Source organism: Brevibacterium sp. HMSC08F02 (genome assembly GCF_001807555.1).
Taxonomy (GTDB): domain Bacteria; phylum Actinomycetota; class Actinomycetes; order Actinomycetales; family Brevibacteriaceae; genus Brevibacterium; species Brevibacterium ravenspurgense.
The window spans coordinates 30,242-49,300 of sequence record NZ_KV789345.1 but is presented as its reverse complement, the minus strand read 5'-3'; the positions used below and the strand labels follow the sequence as shown (position 1 = coordinate 49,300).

The following is a 19,059-nucleotide window of genomic DNA, read 5'->3' as shown; positions in this document are numbered from 1 at the left end:
CGCCACGAACCTCAGGAAAACCACGAGGTGCCGCACCCCTGGCACCGGACCTCACCTCGGCGACACCCACCAAACGATCGAAGGCCCGGCCGTCAGTGGCCGGGCCTTCGGAGCACTCCCCTCGAGTACCTGGACGCATCCCCATACGTCCGTGATGTCCGCTCGATCCCCACCGAGCCGACGTGATCAAGCTTACATAAATAATAATTCCTCTGCATGCATATTTTCACGATACGGACATTATTTTTGGAAATTCGCCTTTTTCGCAGGCCAGACGGCTGTTCTTCAGGCCCTCTCATGCTTTCCACAGACCCGCGCACGTTTCCTGATAACAAGACCCGTGACCGTGTCAGTGCAAGCCGTTAGGGTGGACTCGTGCGAATTGTGAATTGGAATGTCAACTCGATCCGAGCCCGAGCCGAGCGCATCGGGGCTTTTCTTGACCGCTCAGACGTCGACGTCTTGGCCATTCAAGAACTCAAGTGCCGTGACGACCAGTTCCCGGAAGACATCTTCTCGTCCCGCGGCTACGAAGTCGCCTACCACGGCCTCAACCAGTGGAATGGCGTTGCCATCGCCAGCCGCGTGGGCCTGGAGAACGTCGAAATCGGCTTTGCCGGAATGCCGGAATTCAATGAAGCACTCGAGGCCCGCGCACTGTCCGCCGACACGGGCGGGGTGCGCGTCTATTCGCTCTACGTGCCCAACGGTCGGGAACTCGACCACCCGCACTACCACTACAAGCTCGATTGGCTGGGCCACCTGCGCGATGTCGCAGCGAACCGGCTTGCCGCAGACCCCGACGACCGCTTCGTCATGGTCGGCGACTTCAACGTCGCCCCGCTCGACGAAGACGTCTGGGACATGGAGGCATTTGACGGTCTGACGCACGTGTCCGAACCCGAACGCGAAGCGTTCCGCAGCCTCACCGACGCCGGCCTGCAGGAAACCACCAGGCAGTTCAATCCGGGCCCCGGCGTCTACACCTACTGGGACTACCAGCGCCTGCGCTTCCCCAAGAGGGAGGGCATGCGCATCGATTTCCAACTGGCCTCACCGGCTCTTGCCGCCACCGCTGTCGATGCCCACATCGACCGCGAAGAACGCAAGGGCAAAGGAGCATCTGACCACGCGCCCGTTTGGGTGGACTACCGCATCTGACAGGGAGTTCTCATGCCAGCTCAGCCGCCGACAAACCCACCGCCAGGACCCTACGGACATAGGCCGCAGCCGCCACAACACGGCGGTGGTGGGCAGCCCCCGCAGTACGGCGGCGGCCATCAGCCCCAATACCAGAGCGGCGGTGGGCAGCCGCAGCACCACACCGGCGCGCCGCAGGCGTCACCCTACGGTGGCGGCCAGCAGCATCCCTACCCCGGCGGACCACAGCCTTCGCCCTTCGGGGCACCTCCACCTCCGCCTAAAAAGAAGAACACGGGGCTGATCATCGGGCTTGTCGGCGGCGGACTGGTCCTGGTGCTCATCATCATCGGCGCGCTGGGGCTCGGCCTCTTCGGCTTCTTCGCCTTCAAGAAGGACCCGGTAGCAGAACCCGCACCCGGCACCTCGTCACCTGACAGCAAACCGGCACCTCTGCCGGAGAACACAGGAGACCCCAACGACCCGGGATCGCAGGACGATGGTGACGCGCCTCCCCCGGGCAGCGATATCGCAACCAGCCTGGGAAAGCTCAAAGCCGGTGACTGCGTAATCAACCTTTCCACTGCCGGCCCACCGGCAACCGTGCCCTGCAGTGAACCCCACGTTCACCAGATCTTCTCGGTCGGCCGAACCTCCGACCAGTCGGATACCTATCCCGGCTACAGCGCACTGAGCAAGGACGGCGAAAGCTACTGCAAGTCCGCGCGCTTCGAACTCGACACCGATCGCGCTGTCGCGGACGACCTCAAAATGGTCTTCTTCACCCCCAATGCAACGGGCTGGAAGGACCCCGACAACAGGCACATCGTCTGCGCGGTCCAGCGCCAGGACGGCTCAAAGATGTCCGAGGACTACAGCAAGACCGCCTGACCTGCTTCTGAAACACAGGAAAAGAGGGGCGCGGAGAATTTCTCCGCGCCCCTCGCGTGTGAACAGCCCGCGTCAGTCGGCGTGCTCGACCGGAACGATCGACAGACCACCGGATTCGGCGGTGTCGACGCGCACGGTGTCGCCATCGCGCACTTCGCCGGCCAGGATTTCCTTGGCCAGGCCATCGCCGATCGTGCGCTGCACCAGACGGCGCAGCGGGCGAGCGCCGAACGCCGGATCGTAGCCTTCCTGCGCCAAGTAGTCCGAAGCAGCCGGCATGATGTCCAGAACGATGCGGCGGTCGCTCAGACGCTGCTGCATCGCATTGATCTGCAGGTCGACGATCCGAGCGAGGTCCTCGCGGCTGAGAGCGTCGAACATGACGACGTCATCCAGACGGTTGAGGAACTCCGGTTTGAACGCGGTGCGCACCACGTCCATGACCGACTCTTCCTTCGTCTTGGCATCGAGAGTCTGGTCCACCATGAACTGGCTGCCCAGGTTCGACGTCAGGATGAGCACCGTGTTGCGGAAGTCAACCGTGCGGCCCTGACCGTCGGTCAGGCGGCCGTCATCCAGCACCTGCAGCAGAATGTCGAAGACGTCCGGGTGAGCCTTCTCCACCTCGTCAAGCAGGACCACCGAGTATGGCCGGCGGCGGACCGCCTCGGTCAGCTGACCACCCGTTTCGTAGCCGACATAGCCCGGGGGCGCACCGACCAGACGAGCCACCGAGTGCTTTTCGCCGTATTCGGACATGTCGATCCTGATCATGGCGCGCTCGTCATCGAACAGGAAGTCAGCCAGGGACTTGGCCAGTTCCGTCTTGCCGACACCGGTCGGACCCAGGAACAGGAACGAACCCGTGGGACGGTTGGGGTCGGAAACCCCGGCGCGCGCACGGCGGATAGCGTCCGACACGGTCTCAACGGCCTTCTTCTGGCCGATGAGCCGCTTGCCGATGTGCTCTTCGGCGTGCAGCAGCTTCTCGCGCTCACCTTCCAGCAGACGGCCGGCGGGAATGCCCGTCCACGACGACACGACTTCGGCGATGTCGTCGGCCGTAACCTGCTCGCCCACCATCTGCTTGGTCTGGCCGGCTGCCGATTCGGCTTCTTCTGCCGCGGCGATCTCCTTTTCGACCTGCGGTATTTCGCCGTACAGCAGGCGCGAAGCAGTTTCGAGGTCCGTGTCACGGCGCGCGATCTCCGCCTGACTGCGCAGATCGTCGAGTTTCTGCCGCAGTTCACCCAGGCGGTTCAAACCCGCACGCTGTGATTCCCACGCAGCGGTCAGACCGGACAGGGTTTCCTGCTTGTCTGCAAGGTCTTCGCGCAGAGCGGCCAGGCGTTCCTTCGAGGCTTCGTCGGTTTCGGCCGACAGGGCCATTTCCTCCATTTTGAGGCGGTCAACATCGCGCTGCAGCTGGTCGATTTCGACGGGTGCCGAATCGATTTCCATGCGCAGGCGGCTGGCGGCCTCGTCAACGAGGTCAATCGCCTTGTCCGGCAGCTGCCTGTCGGTGATGTAGCGGTTCGACAGCGAAGCGGCGGCCACGAGAGCCGAGTCTGCGATCGTCACCTTGTGGTGAGCTTCGTAGCGCTCCTTCAGACCGCGCAGAATCGCAATCGAGTCCTCAACACTCGGTTCACCGACGAACACCTGCTGGAACCTGCGCTCCAGAGCGGGATCCTTTTCGATGTTCTCGCGGTACTCATCGAGCGTCGTCGCACCTACCAGCCGCAGTTCGCCGCGGGCCAGCATGGGCTTGAGCATATTGCCCGCATCCATTGCGGAGTCCCCCGTGGCACCTGCGCCGACGAGCGTGTGGATCTCGTCGATGAAGGTCACAATCTGGCCTTCGGAGTTCTTGATCTCCTCAAGAACGGCCTTCATGCGCTCTTCGAACTCGCCGCGGTACTTGGCACCGGCGACCATGGCCGACAGGTCGAGGCTGACCAGCTGCTTGCCGCGCAGACTTTCAGGGACGTCGCCTGCGACCATGCGCTGCGCGAGACCTTCGACGACAGCGGTCTTACCCACACCGGCTTCACCGATGAGCACCGGGTTGTTCTTGGTGCGGCGCGACAGAACCTGGATGACCCGGCGGATCTCAGAGTCACGGCCGATGACGGGGTCGAGTTTGCCGTCGCGGGCCTGCTGGGTCAGGTCGAGGCCATACTTTTCGAGAGCCTGGAAGGTGTCTTCCGGGTTTTCGCTGGTGACCTTGCGACCACCGCGAACCTCCGGAAGAGCGGCCAGCAGTGCATCGCGGGAAATGCCTTCGGCACTGAGCAGCCGACCGGCTTCACCGGAATCAGCGGCGATACCCAGAAGGAGGTGTTCGGTCGACACGTACTGGTCGCCGAGTGCCTGCATTTCCTTTTCAGCACTGCTGATGACCGACAGTCCGGCGCGTGAAAGCTGCGGCTGGCTGACGGAGGATCCGCTGGCGGACGGCAGTCCGGCAACGATGGCCTGGGCACGGCTGCGAATCTCCTGGGGGCGTCCACCCAGGTGAGTGATGAGAGCGCCGGCAATGCTGTCTTCGCCCTCGAGCAGAGCAGCGAGGAGGTGTGCAGGCTCAACCTGCGAGTTTCCGCGCTCCGCGGCGTCCTTGATCGCGGTGGAAAGAGCCACCTGCGACCGTGACGTGAATTTGGTGTCCATGGGGACACCTCCCTTCGTGCAAAACTACGTTCATACAGGTAACTTCAATAAGGTTGAGTCTATTCCACTCAACCCATAATTTCTGACATATTCTTTCCGCACCGACACGGACTTTGGCAGACTGAACACATGTCTGAAGAACTGGTCACGCTCGAATACGACGGCCCCGTTGCCTTCGTAACCCTCAACAGCCCCGGAAACCGCAACTCCATGTCGCGGAAGATGATGCACGAACTGATCGACGCCTTCCGCACGGTCGGCAAGGACACCGACGTACGCGCCGTTGTGCTGGCGTCCACCGGCAAGGTGTTCTCCGCCGGCCACGATCTGCGCGAAGTCCAGGGCAGCGACCACGCAACACAGCAGAACATCTTCGACACCTGCACCCTGCTCATGCGCATCATCCAGTCGATTCCGCAGCCGGTCATTGCCGAAGTGCAGGGCCTGGCCACCGCTGCGGGCTGTCAGCTGGTGGCCACGTGCGATCTCGCGGTGGCTTCCGAAAGCGCTTCCTTCGCCACACCCGGTGTGACCATCGGCCTGTTCTGTTCCACCCCGATGGTGGCCCTGTCACGTGCGGTCAACCGCAAGGCTGCCATGCGGATGCTCCTGACCGGCGAGCCGATGAAAGCCGAAGAGGCATTCCAGCGCGGCCTTGTTTCGCACACCGCACCGGCATACGCCCTGCGCGAGCGCACACTCGAAGTGGCCCGCACGGTCGCCCAGTCGTCATCGACCACGGTCTCAATCGGCAAGCGCGCCTTCTACGAGCAGATCTCCCTGAGCGCAACCGAGGCCTATTCGCGCATGGGCCGGGTCATGGCCGACAACGCCGTGCTCAACGACGCCCAGGAGGGCATCACCGCTTTTCTCGAAAAGCGGTCCCCCGAATGGAGCCACGACCATTCCGAGGCCGAGGGGCTGGTCAGCAAGAACGTCGACCGCGACTAGGCGACACTCGCGGCTTCCCGGGCAAAGCGGTCTAAGCGCGCTAACCTACGCGTATGACCGTTCTTGTCACCGGCGCTTCCGGATGCATTGGGCGCGCCGTCATCTCCGCACTGCGCGCAGCCGGCCACACTCCGGTGAGCGCTGGGACGTCTGCACCGCTCGATGATTCCGTCGAACACATCGAATGGGACATCCGCACACCCGCTGATAACCGTTTCGCCGGGCGTGACTTCACCGCTGTCATCCACGCTGCCGGAGTGAGCGGCGCTCACCTGTCGCGGGACGATGCCCACGGCACCAATGTCACGGGGACCCGCAATGTTCTCGATGCCTTCCCCAAGGCGCGTTTCATCTACCTGTCGTGCGCCGATGTCTATGATCCCCGCCGCGGCTACAAGGACCTGTACGAAGAGCGTGGCCCCGCGGAACTCGACTGCTTCACCACCGAGTACGAACGCTCCAAGGTCGAAGCCGAAAACGTCGTCACCCGCCTGCGCCCGGACGCCCTCATTCTGCGCCCCGCCCCCGTCTACGGACCCGGCGACAGGCGCAATTTCCCCTTCATTCAGTCGCTTGCCAGCAAGAAGGGACTCGTCGAACTTCCGGGAGGCGGCCGCCAGAAAACAGCGCTGGCCAGTTCCGACAATGTGGCCGCCGCCGTGCTCGCAGGTCTCAAGCACCCCGAGGCCTACGGGCCGATCAATGTGGCCGACCCCGAACCCTATGTTCTGCGTGACGCCATCAACACGTTCATGGCACGCGCGGGGCTCGTGCCGTTCCGCTTTGACGAGCGCGCCGCCGACCTCGCCCTGACGACAGCGTGGATGCGCGAAAAGACCGGCCGCAAGCCAAAAGACGGCCTCGACCGCTTTGCCGTGCGCAAGCTCTCCCAGTCCCGCAGCCTCAACCTGGGGCGCCTGAGCAGACTCCTGGGAGTTGAGCCGGTTCAGGGGCTTGCCCGCAGGGACAGCTGAACCGCCCCCGCCCCGCCATAGCACCACACAGGCCCAGCCTCCGGAGCAAAGCCCAGCAGGCACCTCGTGCCCCGTCCTTCTACCGCCGTGAGACACATTGGCGCAGGTCACAGCGGTAGCCGTAGCATGAAGTGAACCAATCGTCTGGCGCTGCGGCACTGAGAGCCCGGCGCTCTTCCCCGGAAGGACATCGTGGCTGAACTCAAAAAGTCGCTCGGTCTTTTCCAGCTTCTGGCTTTCGGCGTGGCCGGCGTCATCGGAACAAGCTGGATCTACACCAACTCGAAACTCATGGACGCCTACGGCGCCGGCGGTATGGTCTTCGGCCTGCTGCTCGGCGTTCTGCTGGCCTCCTTTGTTGCTCTGGCATATTCAGAGCTGACGTCCGCTTTTCCTCGTGCCGGCGGTGAGGTCGTTTTCTCCTACACCACCATGGGTCGCGGCCCCGCCTTCTTCACCGGCTGGATGCTGTTGGGTGCCTACGTGTCGTCGCTGGCGTTCTACGTCACGGCTTTCGGTTTCCTGCTGAGCAACTTTGTGCCGGCCATGAAGACGATGCCGCTTTACACCATCAACGGCGAAACCGTGTATCTGCCGGTTCTGGCGGTCGGCGTCATCCTCACTCTGCTGATGTTTGCGCTCAACTGGTTCGGCGTTGAGATCGGCGGGCGCGTGCAGATGTTCATGTTCGCAGCGATTGTGCTGATCGGCGCAGCACTGATCGTTGTGGGCTTCGCCACCGGTTCGCCTTCGAACTTCTTCCCTGCCTACGCCGAGGGCGCCGCCCCGGTGTCTGACACTCTGCGCTTCATCATTCCGGGCATGACCTTCCTGGCGGGCTTCGGCCTTGTTGCCGTCCTTGCCGAAGACGCAAAGATATCGCCGAAGCGGGTGGGCCGTGCGGTGGTCCTCACCGTCATCACCGCGGGCCTGTTCTACACCGCGGTTCTTGCCGCAACCGCGTGGGTTATGCCGTGGCAGGACGTCGCGAAGATGGACCTGGGCACCGTGTCGGCGTTCACTGAGGCCGGCTTCCCCGTTCTGGGCACCGGTGCCTACGCAATCGCGTTCCTGGGCCTGCTCACCAGCTTCCTCGGCCTGTTCGTAGCCAGTTCGCGCATCATCGTGGCCATGGCCCGCGGCCAGCTGCTCCCGCCGAGCCTCGCCGTCATCAACCCCAAGCGGCAGACTCCCGGCCGCGCTCTCATCGTGACGACCGTTGTCACTCTGGCTCTGGGCTGGCTCGGCCCGGGTGCCGTCGTGTGGTTCCTCGACACTGGCGGCGTGTACCTGGGTGTTGTGTGGTTCATGGTGGTGATCGCCAAGTACCTGCTGCCGCGCAAGTACCCGAATGCGGTTCGCCGTTCCAAGCTGTCGTTCCTGCCCGCGCTCGGTGGTCTGGGCGCTATCGGCGTCATCGTGTGGGCGCTGGTTCCCGGAACATCGTCGTCGCTGGTGTGGCCGGCGGAGTACATCATTCTGGGCGCGTGGATGCTTCTGGGCATTGTCATGTACGTCTTCGCGGCCAGCCGCCGCACGATCGGCTACGACGCAGGTCTGCATGAAATCCTCGGTGATTCCTATGCCAACCTCCACATTGACGACGCCGGGGCCGAAACTTCGAAGAAGGAGCTGTGAGAATGCTTTCGCAGACTGCACGCGAAGCCATTGTTCACACCATCCGCCAGGAGACCACCCGGGTGCCGGAAACGGCGTTCGGGATCATTTCAGACGGTCAACTTCACGAGGTGGAGGGCCGGGACCGGATCTTCCGGGTCGCCTCGATCACGAAGTCGTTCACGGCAGCTGCCCTGACCGGTTTGGTCAGGGGTCTCATTCCGGGAAAGCCGGTGAGGATGGACGATCCTGTTCTCGACTGGGCGCCCGAACTCGCCGAGGCGGGGTGGGCTGAGGACGTTGTCATCGACGACCTGCTGCGCATGTCATCGGGCCTGCCGACGGACGATCCCTGGGCAGACCGCCAGGAGTCGATGTCGCACGAGGGCTTCCTGCGGCTGCTCGGGGAACCAGTCATTCGCGACTTCCCCGCGGGAACGGCCTACCGCTATGCCAACCTCGGCTATGCGGTCGCCGGACTCATCATCGAGCGCGCCGCGCAGAAACCCTTCGCACAGCTCATTGACGAAGTCTTCCTCACTCCCCTGGGTATGACGTCCTCAGGTTTCGATGTTCGCAAACTCGATGCGGATCGGCTGGTCACGGGATACCGGCGCAACCGCGATGGCGAGCTCGAACCGCAGGCCGTTTCGCTGCCCGGCGCGTTTTCGGCCATCGGCGGGCTGGCTTCGACCGTGGGCGACCTCGCCGTGTGGGTGCAGGCGCAGATCGACGCTGTCAGCCCTGGTGGCGACGATTCGGCTTTCCGTGCGATAGCCGCAGCCACGGGCGAAGACACTCCCCGGCGGGTACGCCTGTGGCGGCGAGTGCTGGCCGACCAACAGCAGCCGGTGCGAGCCATGGAAATCACGCACGGGACGTCTGAAGCCGCTCATGGCGGCCCTGAGCTCTTTGCCGTCAGCGGCGGCTACGGCCTGGGCCTGCGCTGCTATTTCGACACCCGCTTCGGCAGCTTCGCCGGGCATTCCGGCGGCTACCCCGGTTTCGGCCTGCACATGCGATGGCACGCGGCCACCCGCACGGGAGTCATCCTGTTCACCGCGCTGACCGGCTACCCTACGGAAGCCGTCACCGCCAAGGCCCTCGAAGCTGGGCTCGCCGTGCAGCGCCACGAGGCCCCCTCCAGCCCCGTGTGGCCGCGCGCAGAGGCACCAACCGCGACCCCCACGGGGCCGGGAGCAGGGATGGTTTTCCCCGTTCGCTCTGTCAGCGCATTCGGACCCAGCGATCGCGCTCTGGAGCTGGTCCGCATTGCTGAGAACATGATCCGCACCGGCGACGACAGTGCGGCTGACGGGGTTTTCTCCATGAATGTCGACCTCGACCAGCCGCGCCAGGAGCGCCTAGCGGCGTGGGCGGCAGCCCGCGAGCACACGGGAGACACCGAAAAGTCGCTCATCGAGCCTCACTTCACAGGCGCCTCGTCAGCTCAGTGGACCGTGACCGGAACGCTCGGCAGCCGCACCGTGACGATGACGCTCAACCCCTACGAGCAGATCCAGGGGCTGAGCATCAAGCTGCACTGACAGACCGGCGTGAGCTCAGAGCCGGGTGTTGAGTCCTGAAGATGATCCGGCTATTCCTGGGCTTTCACCTCAGCGTCTGCACGTTGAATCAGCACTTCAAGTCGATCAGAATTGGAGTGCAGTTTCTCGACGACGGCTTTCAGTGGTTCGCAGGTTTCAGCTTCGATGGCTTTAACAAACTTCAATCCGAAACTGGCGTCAGGATTTCGTCCCAGATCTCGATTAGAAAGAAGTTCGGACCTGAGGGCCTCAATTGCGCCAGGACAATTATGTAATGTGCGCAATAAGATAATGTCCTCCGCGTGTGGCACATCCACGAGATCCAACAAATAAAGGTGGGATATCTCAATAGATGCCGCTAGTTTTTGTATAGGCTCCAAGCGATCAAGCCACTGCTCAATGAAACGATGGCAGAGAGCTGAGTCGTTGGGCGCGATTTTCTCCTCAAGAGCCTCTCGCACATGAGCAATTGACATACCCTCCGAAAGTTTGAGCGCATCAGAAAAATTATCATACGGTGCTGCCGAGATCTCACGAGCCAGCTGACTCTTACTATCTAACCCATCCATTACTAATCTCCCCTCCTTTCAATGCGTAGGCGACCACAACAGTATGCCTCTTCCCTTTATATTTATACTTGTAGACGGCTTGCTTTGCACCACCTCCCTTATAGGGCGAATACTTGCTGTTTTGACTTTGCTCCCTACTTTCTTCCTTCAGCCCGTAGGGAGCACACAGAAAGGGGCCGCGGGAAAACTCCCGCGGCCCCCTTTCCGTCGCTTCTGACAGCGAGTGTCTTACTGAACGTTCGGCAGGATGAGGCCGTCCCACTTTTCGTTGATGAAGTCAGCCATGTCCTGCGAGGTCAGGATCTTGTGGAGCTTCTGAATACGCTCGTCATCCTTAAGCTCGGGACGAGTGGCAAGCACGTTGTAGTACTTCGAACCCTCTTCCTCGGTCGCGATGATGGTGTCCTTCGTCAGCTTCGCCGGGATGGCGTAGGACGAGGTGACAAAGGCGGCGTCATCGTCTTCAAGCGTGCGCGGAAGGCTCGCGTTGTCGACTTCCTGGAACTTGAAGTTCTTCTTGTTCTCGGTGATGCCGTCGGGCTTGGTTGCTCCGTCCTCAATCTTGATCGCGCCGGCTTCCTGCAGCAGTTCAAGGGCGCGGCCCTCGTTGGTGGGGTCGTTCGGGATCGACACGACAGCACCATCAGGGAGTTCGTCGAGCGACTTGTACTTCTTCGAGTGGAAGGCAGCCGCCGGCAGGTAGATTTCGCCAACCGATTCGAGGTCACCGCCGGCTTCCTCGTTGTAGGTGTCGAGGAAGTCCTGGTGCTGGAACAGGTTCGCATCAATCGAACCGTCCGACAGTGCAGGGTTGGGAGTGTTGTAGTCGTTAAACTCGACGAACTCGACGTTGATGCCTTCCTTTTCGGCGAGTTCGTCAGCCACGTGGGTGAGCATTTCACCGGCCGGGACGGCCAGAGCGCCGACCTTCAGCGGGGTGTCAAGCGATGCGTCTTCCGCATTCTGTGCACCGCCGCCGCAGGCGGACAGTGTGAGGCTGAGAGCAGCGACTGCGGCGATGATGCCGCGGCGAGCCGATACCTTCATGTTTCTCCTTAGGTGGGTTTTTCTGTGTGTTTGTCTGCGCGCCGTCAGATCTGACGGCTGAAGAAGCCGCGGTGGCGGGGCTTGGCGCGCCCGTACCGCTTGGCAATAAAGCTCAGGGCCGTCTGGATGATCTGCACGAGCACGAACAGGATGATGATGACGGCGACCATGTGGATCGGCGAGTACATCTGGTGTCCGTACGTGATCGCAACCTGGCCCAGACCACCGCCGCCGACCGTGCCGACCATCGCCGAGAAGTTGATGATCGAGGTCAGGGTCGTCGCTGTGCCCAGAATGATCGACGGTGTCGCTTCGGGCATGATGACGCGGCGAATGGTCAGCCACCGGGACGCGCCGAGGGATTCAGCGGCTTCCAACAGGCCGGGATCGACTTCGCGCACCGCGATTTCGACCATGCGGGCGAAGAACGGGATGGCCACCAGCGTCAGCGGAACCGTTGCAGCTTCCGTGCCGATGAACGTCGCCCGACCGGTCAACACCTGCATGACGAAGCGCGTTGTGGGAATGAGCGCGATCATGAGCACGATGAACGGCACGGAGCGGCCGACGTTGACGACGAATCCGAGCACCCAGTTGATGATTGCGCCCAGCCAGCGCTGGCCGAACGGTGCAGCGAGGAAACCGTCCTTTTCGGTTGCCACAAGCACAATGCCCAACGGCAGCCCCACCAGGAGGGTGAAGAACATTGCCACCGACCCCATGAACAGGGTTTCCTGGGTGCCCTTCCACAGCACGCTGAACAGCTGAGGCCAGAAATCGGGGTTGTTGATGTCGGTCATGCCGCACCCCCCTGTTCCTGCGCACGCCAGGCCACGAGTCCCCGCGAACGGAAGTTATCGACGACCGCCTCGGCCTGCCGAACATCACCGGGCACCGCCAGGCGGGTGCGGCCAACCTGCTTGCCGTCAACGGTTTCCAGAGCCGCCCCGAGGATCGACACGTCGATGTCGAGTTCGCGAGCGAGTTTGACGACCGCACCGTCGGTGGCTTCGCTTCCGAAGTAGGTCACGTCGACGATTTCGTGTCCCGGAACCGGCGCGTAGGCGCCGACGGGGAACAGTTCGTCTGCAATCCGACTGCCGGGCGAGCTGATGAGCTCCGGCAGAGTTCCGGTTTCCTGCACAGCACCGTCTTCCATGAGCGCTGCGGAATCGCAGATGCGCTTGACGACGTCCATCTGGTGGGTGATGAGGAGGACCGTCAGGTTGAGTTCGACGCTGAGCTTTTTGATGAGGTCGAGAATCGACCGGGTGGTTTCCGGGTCGAGCGCACTGGTGGCCTCGTCGCTGAGCAGAACTTTGGGCTCAGCTGCCAGCGCCCGGGCGATGCCGACGCGCTGGCGCTGTCCGCCGGACAGCTGGCGGGGATGGTGGTCTGCGCGGTGAGACAGGCCCACGAGCTCGAGGACCTCCCCGACTCGCTGGCGGCGCTTGGCGCGCGGCTGGCCGACAGCTTCGAGCGCGAAGTCGACGTTGTCGGCCACGGTGCGGTTGCCCACGAGGTTGAAGTGCTGGAAGACCATTCCGATGTCGTGGCGCGCTTCCGAAAGCCTGCGCCCGCGCAGGGAGCTGATGGGGTGATCCCCCACTGTCACGGTCCCGCTGTCAGGACGTTCAAGCGCATTGACGCAGCGCAGAAGAGTGGACTTGCCTGCGCCGGACTGGCCGACAACACCGAAAATGCTGCCCTGCTCAACGTGCAGGGAAACATCGCGCAGCGCGTGGACCGCGGATTCCCCGCTGCCATAGGTGCGACTGACACCGTCGATTGTGATCATGAAACCTCCGGCGACGATTGTGGGCCACCGGATGAGGCCTCATGAAATCATGTGACGGTTTAAGACAGCGCTGTGGCGGAGATTACACGCGCGTGTTTGGCCTGCTCAGCTGAGGTAGGAGCGGATTCCTTCAACCCACGCGTCGGCCGCCTCGAAGCAGTCTGCGGTCATTCGCGGATCCACCGGCTCGACCGAGGACTCCGCCGCTGGATAGGACCCAAGGAACTGCACACGCCTGGCAAGCCTGTGCACACCGGCGAGCGCCTCCGAAATCCGCGGTTCAGCCACGTGCCCCACGAGGTCGAGCGAGAACTGGTACAGGCCCAGTCCGTCGCCGGTCGGCCGCGATTCAATGCGGGCGAGGTTGACTCCGCGAGTGGAGAACTGTTCGAGCAGTTCGAGCAGCGATCCCGCACGGTCTGATGCCAGTGCTGCGACGATCGTGGTCTTGTCTGCCCCCGTGGCCGGAGGCATTGCGGCAGGCTTGCGCACCAGAACGAAACGAGTGACGGTGTCGTGACGGTCGCCGATGTCATCGGCGAGGACCTCAAGCCCGTACCGCTGGGCGGCAAGAGCCGGGCATACGGCCGCCTGATAGTCACTGCCGTCTTCGGCGGCGGTCTGTGCGGCGGCAGCGGTGCTCGAAGCCGGCACGTAGGTTGCACCGGGCAGGTGCCCAGCCACCCAGCCGCGTGTCTGTGCTTCCGCGTGGGGGTGCGTGCCGAAGGCAGTGATGTCGCTCAGCTGCGTTCCGGGGCGCGCCGCGAGAACAAAGCGGACGTCAATGAGGGTTTCCGCGACAATCTGCAACTCTCCGTGCCGGGTGAGCGCATCAAGCGTTGCGGGCACCCCGCCTTCGACCGAGTTCTCCATGGGCACAACCGCCCCCGAAAGGTCGCCGGCGGCCACCGCCGCGAGCGCTTCGTCCACACTGTGTGCGGGGATGCGCTGCGCGTCGGCAAAACCGCGATCGGCGATCAGGCGCAGGAGCGCGGCTTCCGTGAAGGTTGCCGCTGGGCCCAGGAACCCGAAGCGCAGGGTGTCTGTCATCGGATGGTCAGCTGACGCGACACGACTCCGGCACGCGCACGGCGCTCATCAGCGCTGAGCGGTTCCGTGTTCTTCAGCGCCTGGGCCAGGATTTCGGCGAATTCGCCGAGGACAGCGTCGACGTCGTCAGCCGTGACATCGCTGCCGACTTCCCACACCGGGATGACGATGCCCTGTGTGCGGAAAGTGCCCAGGTAGCGGCCGATGCCGCCGAGGGTGTTCTTACCGTCGGCGTGCAGGCGAGCCAGGGCGTCCATGACGGTGTCTTCGTTTTCGCCGATTGCCCAGCGGACGTAGCGGCCGTCACCCATTTCGGTCCAGTAGGCACCCTCGGCTTCGACGAGCTTGTCGGTGGGGCTGATGAGGTTGTTGGCCTGTTCGATGGCCGCCTGGGTGTCTTCGTCACCGTCAAGCGAACCGTCCTGCGGAAGCCAGTAGTCGAAGGTTTCGTGGACGCGCACCTTGAACGGAGCGTCAAGGTCGAGAATGTCCTGCAGGCGCGGGCCCTGGCCGGGGCTGCTGGTCGCGGCGACGAAGCCGCCGGGTTCCATGTCCTTGACTTCCAGCAGAGCCGCTGCGAGGTCGCGCGAAGGGTCTGGGCTGGACACAGCCACCTGAAGGCCCCCGAGGATCACGCCGTCGTGGCGCTTGTGCGCCTGCCAGGCGGAAGGAAGGAGTGAGGCGATGACGACTTCGTCGCCGCCGAATTCGTCTTTCAGCTTGGCCGTGGCGGTTGCCGCCGGCACGAGCTCCTTGAGGCTGACGATGTCGACCTCAAACGGCAGACCCTCGTAGGGGCGAGGAACAAAGGCTGCGGCCTGGGCTTTTGCGAGGCGCTTGGCAATAACGTCTTTTGATGACTTCCTGGACTTCTTTCCCATGCCGCACAGTCTACGTGTGCACTGGCGCTGCTTATACCACTGGGCGCTCAGAACCTGAGGGGCAGGCCCCGCCTCAGTGCACGCGGCTCACGCCGTAATCTCGAAGCATGCTGTACCCCGGACTGCAGGCAGATAAGGTCGCCGCGCGACACCGCCGCTACGCGGAGGCGCTCATGGCGGCCAGCTTCACCTTCGAGCTGCTCACACCCGAACTCAGCGATGACGTCGAAGCACTCATCACGGGTCTTGCGCCAACGCCCGACCCAGATTCGAAGACGCTCGTGCCGTTCCACGTGGGAGAGCAGGACGCAGGTCTCGTAGCGCTCAACGACGCCGGTGAGATCGTCGCCGCTCTCGTTGTCACAGCCGTTGACTTCAGCTCCGGCAACCAGCAGGAGCAGACCCCCACAGCACTGTTTATCCGCGGCCTGGCAACCGATCCGGACTTCCGGGGCAAAGGCCTGGGCACCGTTCTTCTGGGCATGGCCCCGCAGATCCTCAAACAGGCGGGCCTGCCCACACGCTGCCGTCTGATCACGCACATCCCGCAGGAGCGCGCCACGTTCTTCCACCGCGCCGGCTTCCAGGTGTGGGAGCACGGTACGGAAACCCCGCAGTCCGTGACCGACATGATGGAAACCCTCCTGCCGAAGGTCGCCGACGAACCCTGCCTGACCTTCCGTGAAGTAGCCTGAGCAGACCCGGGCAGCTGGCACCTCGTGATTTCCAGCAGACCCACCCGACCTGCACCCAGGAGGACGCATGACCGCGATCACCCCGTACCGCACCGAGATCAAGCAGGAATGGATCGACTACAACGGGCACCTGTCAGAGGCCTACTACGTGCTCATCTGCGGTTTTGCCACGGATCAGCTCATGATCGACATCGGGTTGGATGAGGAGTACCGCAAGAGCACGGGATGTTCGCTCTACACGGTTGAGACCCACCTGCGGTATCTGCGGGAAATCGGCTTGGGCGCGGAAGTCGATGTACGTCCGCGCGTGGTCGGCGTCGCCGGCAAGAAGCTGCACATCGCCTACGAAATGTTCCACGGCAATGACCTCCTGTTCACAGAGGAAGTCATGTGCCTGCACGTCGACCAGAAGGCCGGACGCGCTGCCGACTTCCCCGACGAGGTGCTGAAGCGCCTGCAGCCGCTGATCGAAGAATCGCCCGCCTGGCTGGGCCGTTCAATCTCGATGTGAGGCTCCAGCGCTGATCTTTGATACGCACATCGCGCCTGAAAGCAGCGCCCGTCGGACGGAAACGGCCGGCGGGCGCTTTTCGTGCAGTGACTTCCGAATGGCCGGAAGCCTCACCCGCGAAGCCGCCTATCGTGTTACCGTGATTTTCGCCAAGGTAACTCAGATAATGTGAAAGCAGGCGGATGATGGCGACCAAAAACGGCACAGAGCTCTTTGGCCGTCGTATCAGCCGTCGCCGCCTACTCGGAACAGCAACAGCCGTCGGTGCGGCCGGCATGCTCAGTGCCTGCGGCGTGAATACGACTCCTGAGTTCGACCTGTCCAAACCCGTCAAGGGCGGCAGACTGCGGGTGGGGCTGACAGGAGGAACCTCAGCCGACACCGTGGATGCACACATCTCTGTCAACACCACCGACATCTGCCGCCAGCAGAATATGTACGAGGGCCTCATCGCCCGCGGCCACGACTACGAAGTCGAATACCGCCTGGCCACATCGGTAGACCCCAACGAAGACGCAACCGTGTGGACGGCCAAGCTGCGCGAGGGCGTGAAGTTCTCCGACGGTCGCGAAATGACTGCCGAAGACGTCATCGCCTCCTATGACCGCATTCGCGACCCCGACGACCCGAAGACGAACGCGGCCGTGCTCTCAACGCTCGACACAATGCACGCCAAGGGCAAATACGAAGTCGAGTTCCGCTTCAGCGCACCCAACAGCGTCTTCGACGACCCCATGTCGCACTACGCCACATCAATCGTCCCGGCCGACTACGACCCGAAGAAGCCCGTCGGCACGGGTCCGTTCATGCTCAAGTCCTTCGAACCGGCACTGTCGACCGTGCTGGAGCGGAATCCGCACTACTGGGACGGAACACCCCACCTGGATGAAATCGAACTGCTGAACTTCAACGACACCGACGCCGTCATCAACGCCCTGCTGTCCAACCAGGTGGACTGTGTGGCACAGATCCCCGTGTCGCTGGTCGAGGTCATCGAAGCTGACGAGCGCATGAAGATCCTCAACTCCGAGACCGGCATGTGGCTTCCCTTCACCATGCGGGTGGACAAGGCGCCGTTTGACGACAAGCGCGTTCGCCAAGCCTTCCGCTTGGCTATTGACCGCGAGCAGATGGTCAACCAGGTGCTCTCCGGCTACGGCCAGGTGGGCAACGACATGTTCGGCGTCTACGACCCCGACTACCCCAAGCAGTTCCCTCAGCGGCGCCGCGACGTCGAGAAGGCCAAGAAGCTGCTAGCTGAGGCCGGGCATCCCGACGGTCTCACGGTTGAGCTGGTCACCGCGCCCATCCAGTCCGGCACTGTCGAAGCCGCCCAGGTCTTCGCCCAGCAGGCCCGCGACGCCGGCATCGACATCAAAATCCGCCGGGTGGACACCACCACATTCTTCGGCGACAACTACCTGAAGTGGGATTTCGCGCAGTCGTTCTGGTACACCCGCAACTTCGCCCCGCAGGCGGATCAGTGCCTCATGGACAATTCGCCGTTCAACGAAACCAACTGGGCCAGCGAAAAGACAAACGACATCGTCAAGCGAATCCAAGCCGAAACCAATCCCGAAAAGCGCAAGAAGATCATCCAGGAGGGCCAGAAGCAGCAGTACGACGAAGGCGGATACATCATCTGGGGCTTCGCCAACCAGGTCGACGCCTACCAGAAATACGTCGGCGGCCTGAAGGAAGACGCCACCGGCATCCCGCTTTCCGGTTTCCGGTTCCGCGACGTGTGGATTGCGCAGGCATAGGCGACACCATGGCACAGCTCATCTTCAAACGACTGCTCATCAGCATTTTCGTGCTGCTGGCGATCTCCGTCATCATCTTCGCGGCCACCCTGCTCCTGCCGGGTGACCCCGCCCGGGCCATCCTCGGCCAGCAGGCCACACCGGAAAGGCTCGCCGCACTGCGCGAGCAGATGGACCTCGACAAGCCGGCCGTCGTCCGGTACTTCCTGTGGCTGGGAGGCCTCTTCACCGGAGACTTCGGCACGTCAGCGGCCACCGGCGGTCCGGTTTCACAGCTGCTGGCTCCGCGCATCGGCAATTCGATCATCCTCATGCTGCTGGCAGCCGTCGTGTCCGTCCCGGTCGGCCTGTTCTTCGGCATTGTGTCGGCCATTCACCGCGGCAAGCGCCGCGATTCGGCCATCACGTGGGTCACGCTGATCCTCGCGGCCATGCCGGAGTTCGTTGTCGGTGTTGGCCTCATCACCATTTTTGCAACGACAGTCTTCCCCATTCTGCCGGCAGTGACGATGTCTCCGCCGGGAACACCGGTCTGGAAGCTGCCGCTGCAGCTGATCCTGCCCACACTCACCCTGGCCTTGGTCGTCGCACCGTATATCGCCCGCATGATGCGAACGACAATGGCGGAGGTGCTTGACTCCGGCTACGTCGAAATGGCCAGGCTCAAGGGCGTTCCCGAACGCACCGTCATCCTGCGCCACGCAGTACCCCACGCCATCGGCCCGGTCGCGCAGGTCATCGCCATCCAGCTGGCCTGGCTGGCCGGCGGCGTTGTGGTCGTGGAGTTCCTCTTCCGCTACCCCGGCATCGGACAGGCGCTCATCGACGCGGTCACCTACCGCGACGTCCAAGTGGTTCAGGCCATCACCCTGCTCGTGGCAATCGTGTACATCGTGGTCAACCTGTTGGCTGACATCGTCGGCATCGTCACCAACCCGAAGCTGAGGAAGTGATC

Annotated in this window: 17 protein-coding genes; 10 read left to right on the top strand and 7 right to left on the bottom strand. The window is 63.0% G+C overall.

Features of this window, described 5'->3' with window-relative positions; translation table 11 throughout:
• Positions 1–375: 375 nt before the first annotated feature.
• Both HMPREF3172_RS01965 and HMPREF3172_RS10355 read left to right on the top strand, forming a co-directional pair.
• Positions 376–1,161, top strand: a complete 786-nt coding sequence (locus HMPREF3172_RS01965) for an exodeoxyribonuclease III (RefSeq protein WP_070515011.1) — start codon at positions 376–378, stop codon at positions 1,159–1,161.
• A 12-nt stretch (positions 1,162–1,173) separates the two neighbouring features.
• Entirely contained in the window at positions 1,174–2,031 is an 858-nt protein-coding gene (locus tag HMPREF3172_RS10355) for a hypothetical protein (protein WP_141741553.1), read from the top strand.
• A 72-nt stretch (positions 2,032–2,103) separates the two neighbouring features.
• Here HMPREF3172_RS10355 and clpB read toward each other — a convergent pair whose 3' ends face one another.
• Positions 2,104–4,701 carry an ATP-dependent chaperone ClpB gene (gene clpB, locus HMPREF3172_RS01955; protein ID WP_070515007.1) on the bottom strand — a complete coding sequence of 866 codons (2,598 nt, stop codon included), beginning with the start codon at positions 4,699–4,701 and terminating at the stop codon, positions 2,104–2,106.
• 129 nt (positions 4,702–4,830) lie between these two features.
• On the opposite strand from clpB, the gene HMPREF3172_RS01950 reads away from it, so the two are divergent.
• The 4 genes from HMPREF3172_RS01950 to HMPREF3172_RS01935 all read left to right on the top strand — a co-directional run bounded on the left by HMPREF3172_RS01950 (position 4,831) and on the right by HMPREF3172_RS01935 (position 9,790).
• The gene (locus HMPREF3172_RS01950) at positions 4,831–5,652 is read left to right on the top strand and encodes an enoyl-CoA hydratase (protein WP_070515006.1); all 822 of its coding nucleotides are present in this window, start codon (positions 4,831–4,833) and stop codon (positions 5,650–5,652) included.
• A gap of 53 nt (positions 5,653–5,705) precedes the next feature.
• Positions 5,706–6,626: an NAD-dependent epimerase/dehydratase family protein gene (locus HMPREF3172_RS01945; protein WP_070515004.1), complete on the top strand. Its 921-nt coding sequence runs from the start codon at positions 5,706–5,708 to the stop codon at positions 6,624–6,626.
• 192 nt (positions 6,627–6,818) lie between these two features.
• A complete protein-coding gene (locus tag HMPREF3172_RS01940; RefSeq protein ID WP_070515002.1) occupies positions 6,819–8,264 on the top strand; it encodes an APC family permease in 1,446 nt (481 codons plus the stop codon).
• Between the two features lie 2 nt (positions 8,265–8,266).
• A complete protein-coding gene (locus HMPREF3172_RS01935; RefSeq protein WP_070515001.1) occupies positions 8,267–9,790 on the top strand; it encodes a serine hydrolase domain-containing protein in 1,524 nt (507 codons plus the stop codon).
• Positions 9,791–9,840: 50 nt separating this feature from the next.
• Here HMPREF3172_RS01935 and HMPREF3172_RS01930 read toward each other — a convergent pair whose 3' ends face one another.
• The 6 genes from HMPREF3172_RS01930 to HMPREF3172_RS01905 all read right to left on the bottom strand — a co-directional run bounded on the left by HMPREF3172_RS01930 (position 9,841) and on the right by HMPREF3172_RS01905 (position 15,135).
• Positions 9,841–10,359: a hypothetical protein gene (locus tag HMPREF3172_RS01930; protein WP_070514999.1), complete on the bottom strand. Its 519-nt coding sequence runs from the start codon at positions 10,357–10,359 to the stop codon at positions 9,841–9,843.
• A 228-nt stretch (positions 10,360–10,587) separates the two neighbouring features.
• Positions 10,588–11,406 carry a MetQ/NlpA family ABC transporter substrate-binding protein gene (locus tag HMPREF3172_RS01925; protein ID WP_070514997.1) on the bottom strand — a complete coding sequence of 273 codons (819 nt, stop codon included), beginning with the start codon at positions 11,404–11,406 and terminating at the stop codon, positions 10,588–10,590.
• A gap of 44 nt (positions 11,407–11,450) precedes the next feature.
• Positions 11,451–12,206 (bottom strand): methionine ABC transporter permease, encoded by a 756-nt coding sequence (locus HMPREF3172_RS01920; protein WP_061941505.1) that lies wholly within the window; start codon positions 12,204–12,206, stop codon positions 11,451–11,453.
• Positions 12,203–13,204 carry a methionine ABC transporter ATP-binding protein gene (locus HMPREF3172_RS01915; protein WP_070514995.1) on the bottom strand — a complete coding sequence of 334 codons (1,002 nt, stop codon included), beginning with the start codon at positions 13,202–13,204 and terminating at the stop codon, positions 12,203–12,205. Before HMPREF3172_RS01915 ends, HMPREF3172_RS01920 begins: the two co-directional genes overlap by 4 nt.
• Before the next feature lie 105 nt (positions 13,205–13,309).
• Positions 13,310–14,254, bottom strand: coding sequence for a prephenate dehydratase (gene pheA / locus HMPREF3172_RS01910; protein WP_062022599.1), 945 nt, complete (start codon positions 14,252–14,254; stop codon positions 13,310–13,312).
• Positions 14,251–15,135: a DUF5926 family protein gene (locus HMPREF3172_RS01905; protein ID WP_070514993.1), complete on the bottom strand. Its 885-nt coding sequence runs from the start codon at positions 15,133–15,135 to the stop codon at positions 14,251–14,253. Before HMPREF3172_RS01905 ends, pheA begins: the two co-directional genes overlap by 4 nt.
• A 107-nt stretch (positions 15,136–15,242) precedes the next feature.
• Here HMPREF3172_RS01905 and HMPREF3172_RS01900 point away from each other — a divergent pair, with 107 nt between their 5' ends.
• The 4 genes from HMPREF3172_RS01900 (at position 15,243) to HMPREF3172_RS01885 (ending at position 19,057) form a co-directional block, all read left to right on the top strand.
• Positions 15,243–15,830, top strand: coding sequence for a GNAT family N-acetyltransferase (locus HMPREF3172_RS01900; RefSeq protein WP_070514991.1), 588 nt, complete (start codon positions 15,243–15,245; stop codon positions 15,828–15,830).
• Between the two features lie 67 nt (positions 15,831–15,897).
• Positions 15,898–16,341, top strand: coding sequence for a thioesterase family protein (locus tag HMPREF3172_RS01895; protein WP_070514989.1), 444 nt, complete (start codon positions 15,898–15,900; stop codon positions 16,339–16,341).
• Positions 16,342–16,526: 185 nt separating this feature from the next.
• Positions 16,527–18,104 (top strand): ABC transporter substrate-binding protein, encoded by a 1,578-nt coding sequence (locus HMPREF3172_RS01890; protein ID WP_256173106.1) that lies wholly within the window; start codon positions 16,527–16,529, stop codon positions 18,102–18,104.
• 8 nt (positions 18,105–18,112) lie between these two features.
• A complete protein-coding gene (locus HMPREF3172_RS01885) occupies positions 18,113–19,057 on the top strand; it encodes an ABC transporter permease (RefSeq protein ID WP_061941491.1) in 945 nt (314 codons plus the stop codon).
• Positions 19,058–19,059 lie beyond the last annotated feature (2 nt).

Excerpts from the sequence above, each read along its gene's own strand:
- HMPREF3172_RS10355 (WP_141741553.1), top strand. The coding sequence starts at position 1,174 with ATGCCAGCTCAGCCGCCGACAAACCCACCGCCAGGACCCTACGGACAT.
- clpB (WP_070515007.1), bottom strand. The coding sequence starts at position 4,701 with ATGGACACCAAATTCACGTCACGGTCGCAGGTGGCTCTTTCCACCGCG.
- HMPREF3172_RS01950 (WP_070515006.1), top strand. The coding sequence starts at position 4,831 with ATGTCTGAAGAACTGGTCACGCTCGAATACGACGGCCCCGTTGCCTTC.
- HMPREF3172_RS01945 (WP_070515004.1), top strand. The coding sequence starts at position 5,706 with ATGACCGTTCTTGTCACCGGCGCTTCCGGATGCATTGGGCGCGCCGTC.
- HMPREF3172_RS01935 (WP_070515001.1), top strand. The coding sequence starts at position 8,267 with ATGCTTTCGCAGACTGCACGCGAAGCCATTGTTCACACCATCCGCCAG.
- HMPREF3172_RS01930 (WP_070514999.1), bottom strand. The coding sequence starts at position 10,359 with ATGGATGGGTTAGATAGTAAGAGTCAGCTGGCTCGTGAGATCTCGGCA.
- HMPREF3172_RS01925 (WP_070514997.1), bottom strand. The coding sequence starts at position 11,406 with ATGAAGGTATCGGCTCGCCGCGGCATCATCGCCGCAGTCGCTGCTCTC.
- HMPREF3172_RS01920 (WP_061941505.1), bottom strand. The coding sequence starts at position 12,206 with ATGACCGACATCAACAACCCCGATTTCTGGCCTCAGCTGTTCAGCGTG.
- HMPREF3172_RS01915 (WP_070514995.1), bottom strand. The coding sequence starts at position 13,204 with ATGATCACAATCGACGGTGTCAGTCGCACCTATGGCAGCGGGGAATCC.
- pheA (WP_062022599.1), bottom strand. The coding sequence starts at position 14,254 with ATGACAGACACCCTGCGCTTCGGGTTCCTGGGCCCAGCGGCAACCTTC.
- HMPREF3172_RS01905 (WP_070514993.1), bottom strand. The coding sequence starts at position 15,135 with ATGGGAAAGAAGTCCAGGAAGTCATCAAAAGACGTTATTGCCAAGCGC.
- HMPREF3172_RS01900 (WP_070514991.1), top strand. The coding sequence starts at position 15,243 with ATGCTGTACCCCGGACTGCAGGCAGATAAGGTCGCCGCGCGACACCGC.
- HMPREF3172_RS01895 (WP_070514989.1), top strand. The coding sequence starts at position 15,898 with ATGACCGCGATCACCCCGTACCGCACCGAGATCAAGCAGGAATGGATC.
- HMPREF3172_RS01890 (WP_256173106.1), top strand. The coding sequence starts at position 16,527 with ATGGCGACCAAAAACGGCACAGAGCTCTTTGGCCGTCGTATCAGCCGT.
- HMPREF3172_RS01885 (WP_061941491.1), top strand. The coding sequence starts at position 18,113 with ATGGCACAGCTCATCTTCAAACGACTGCTCATCAGCATTTTCGTGCTG.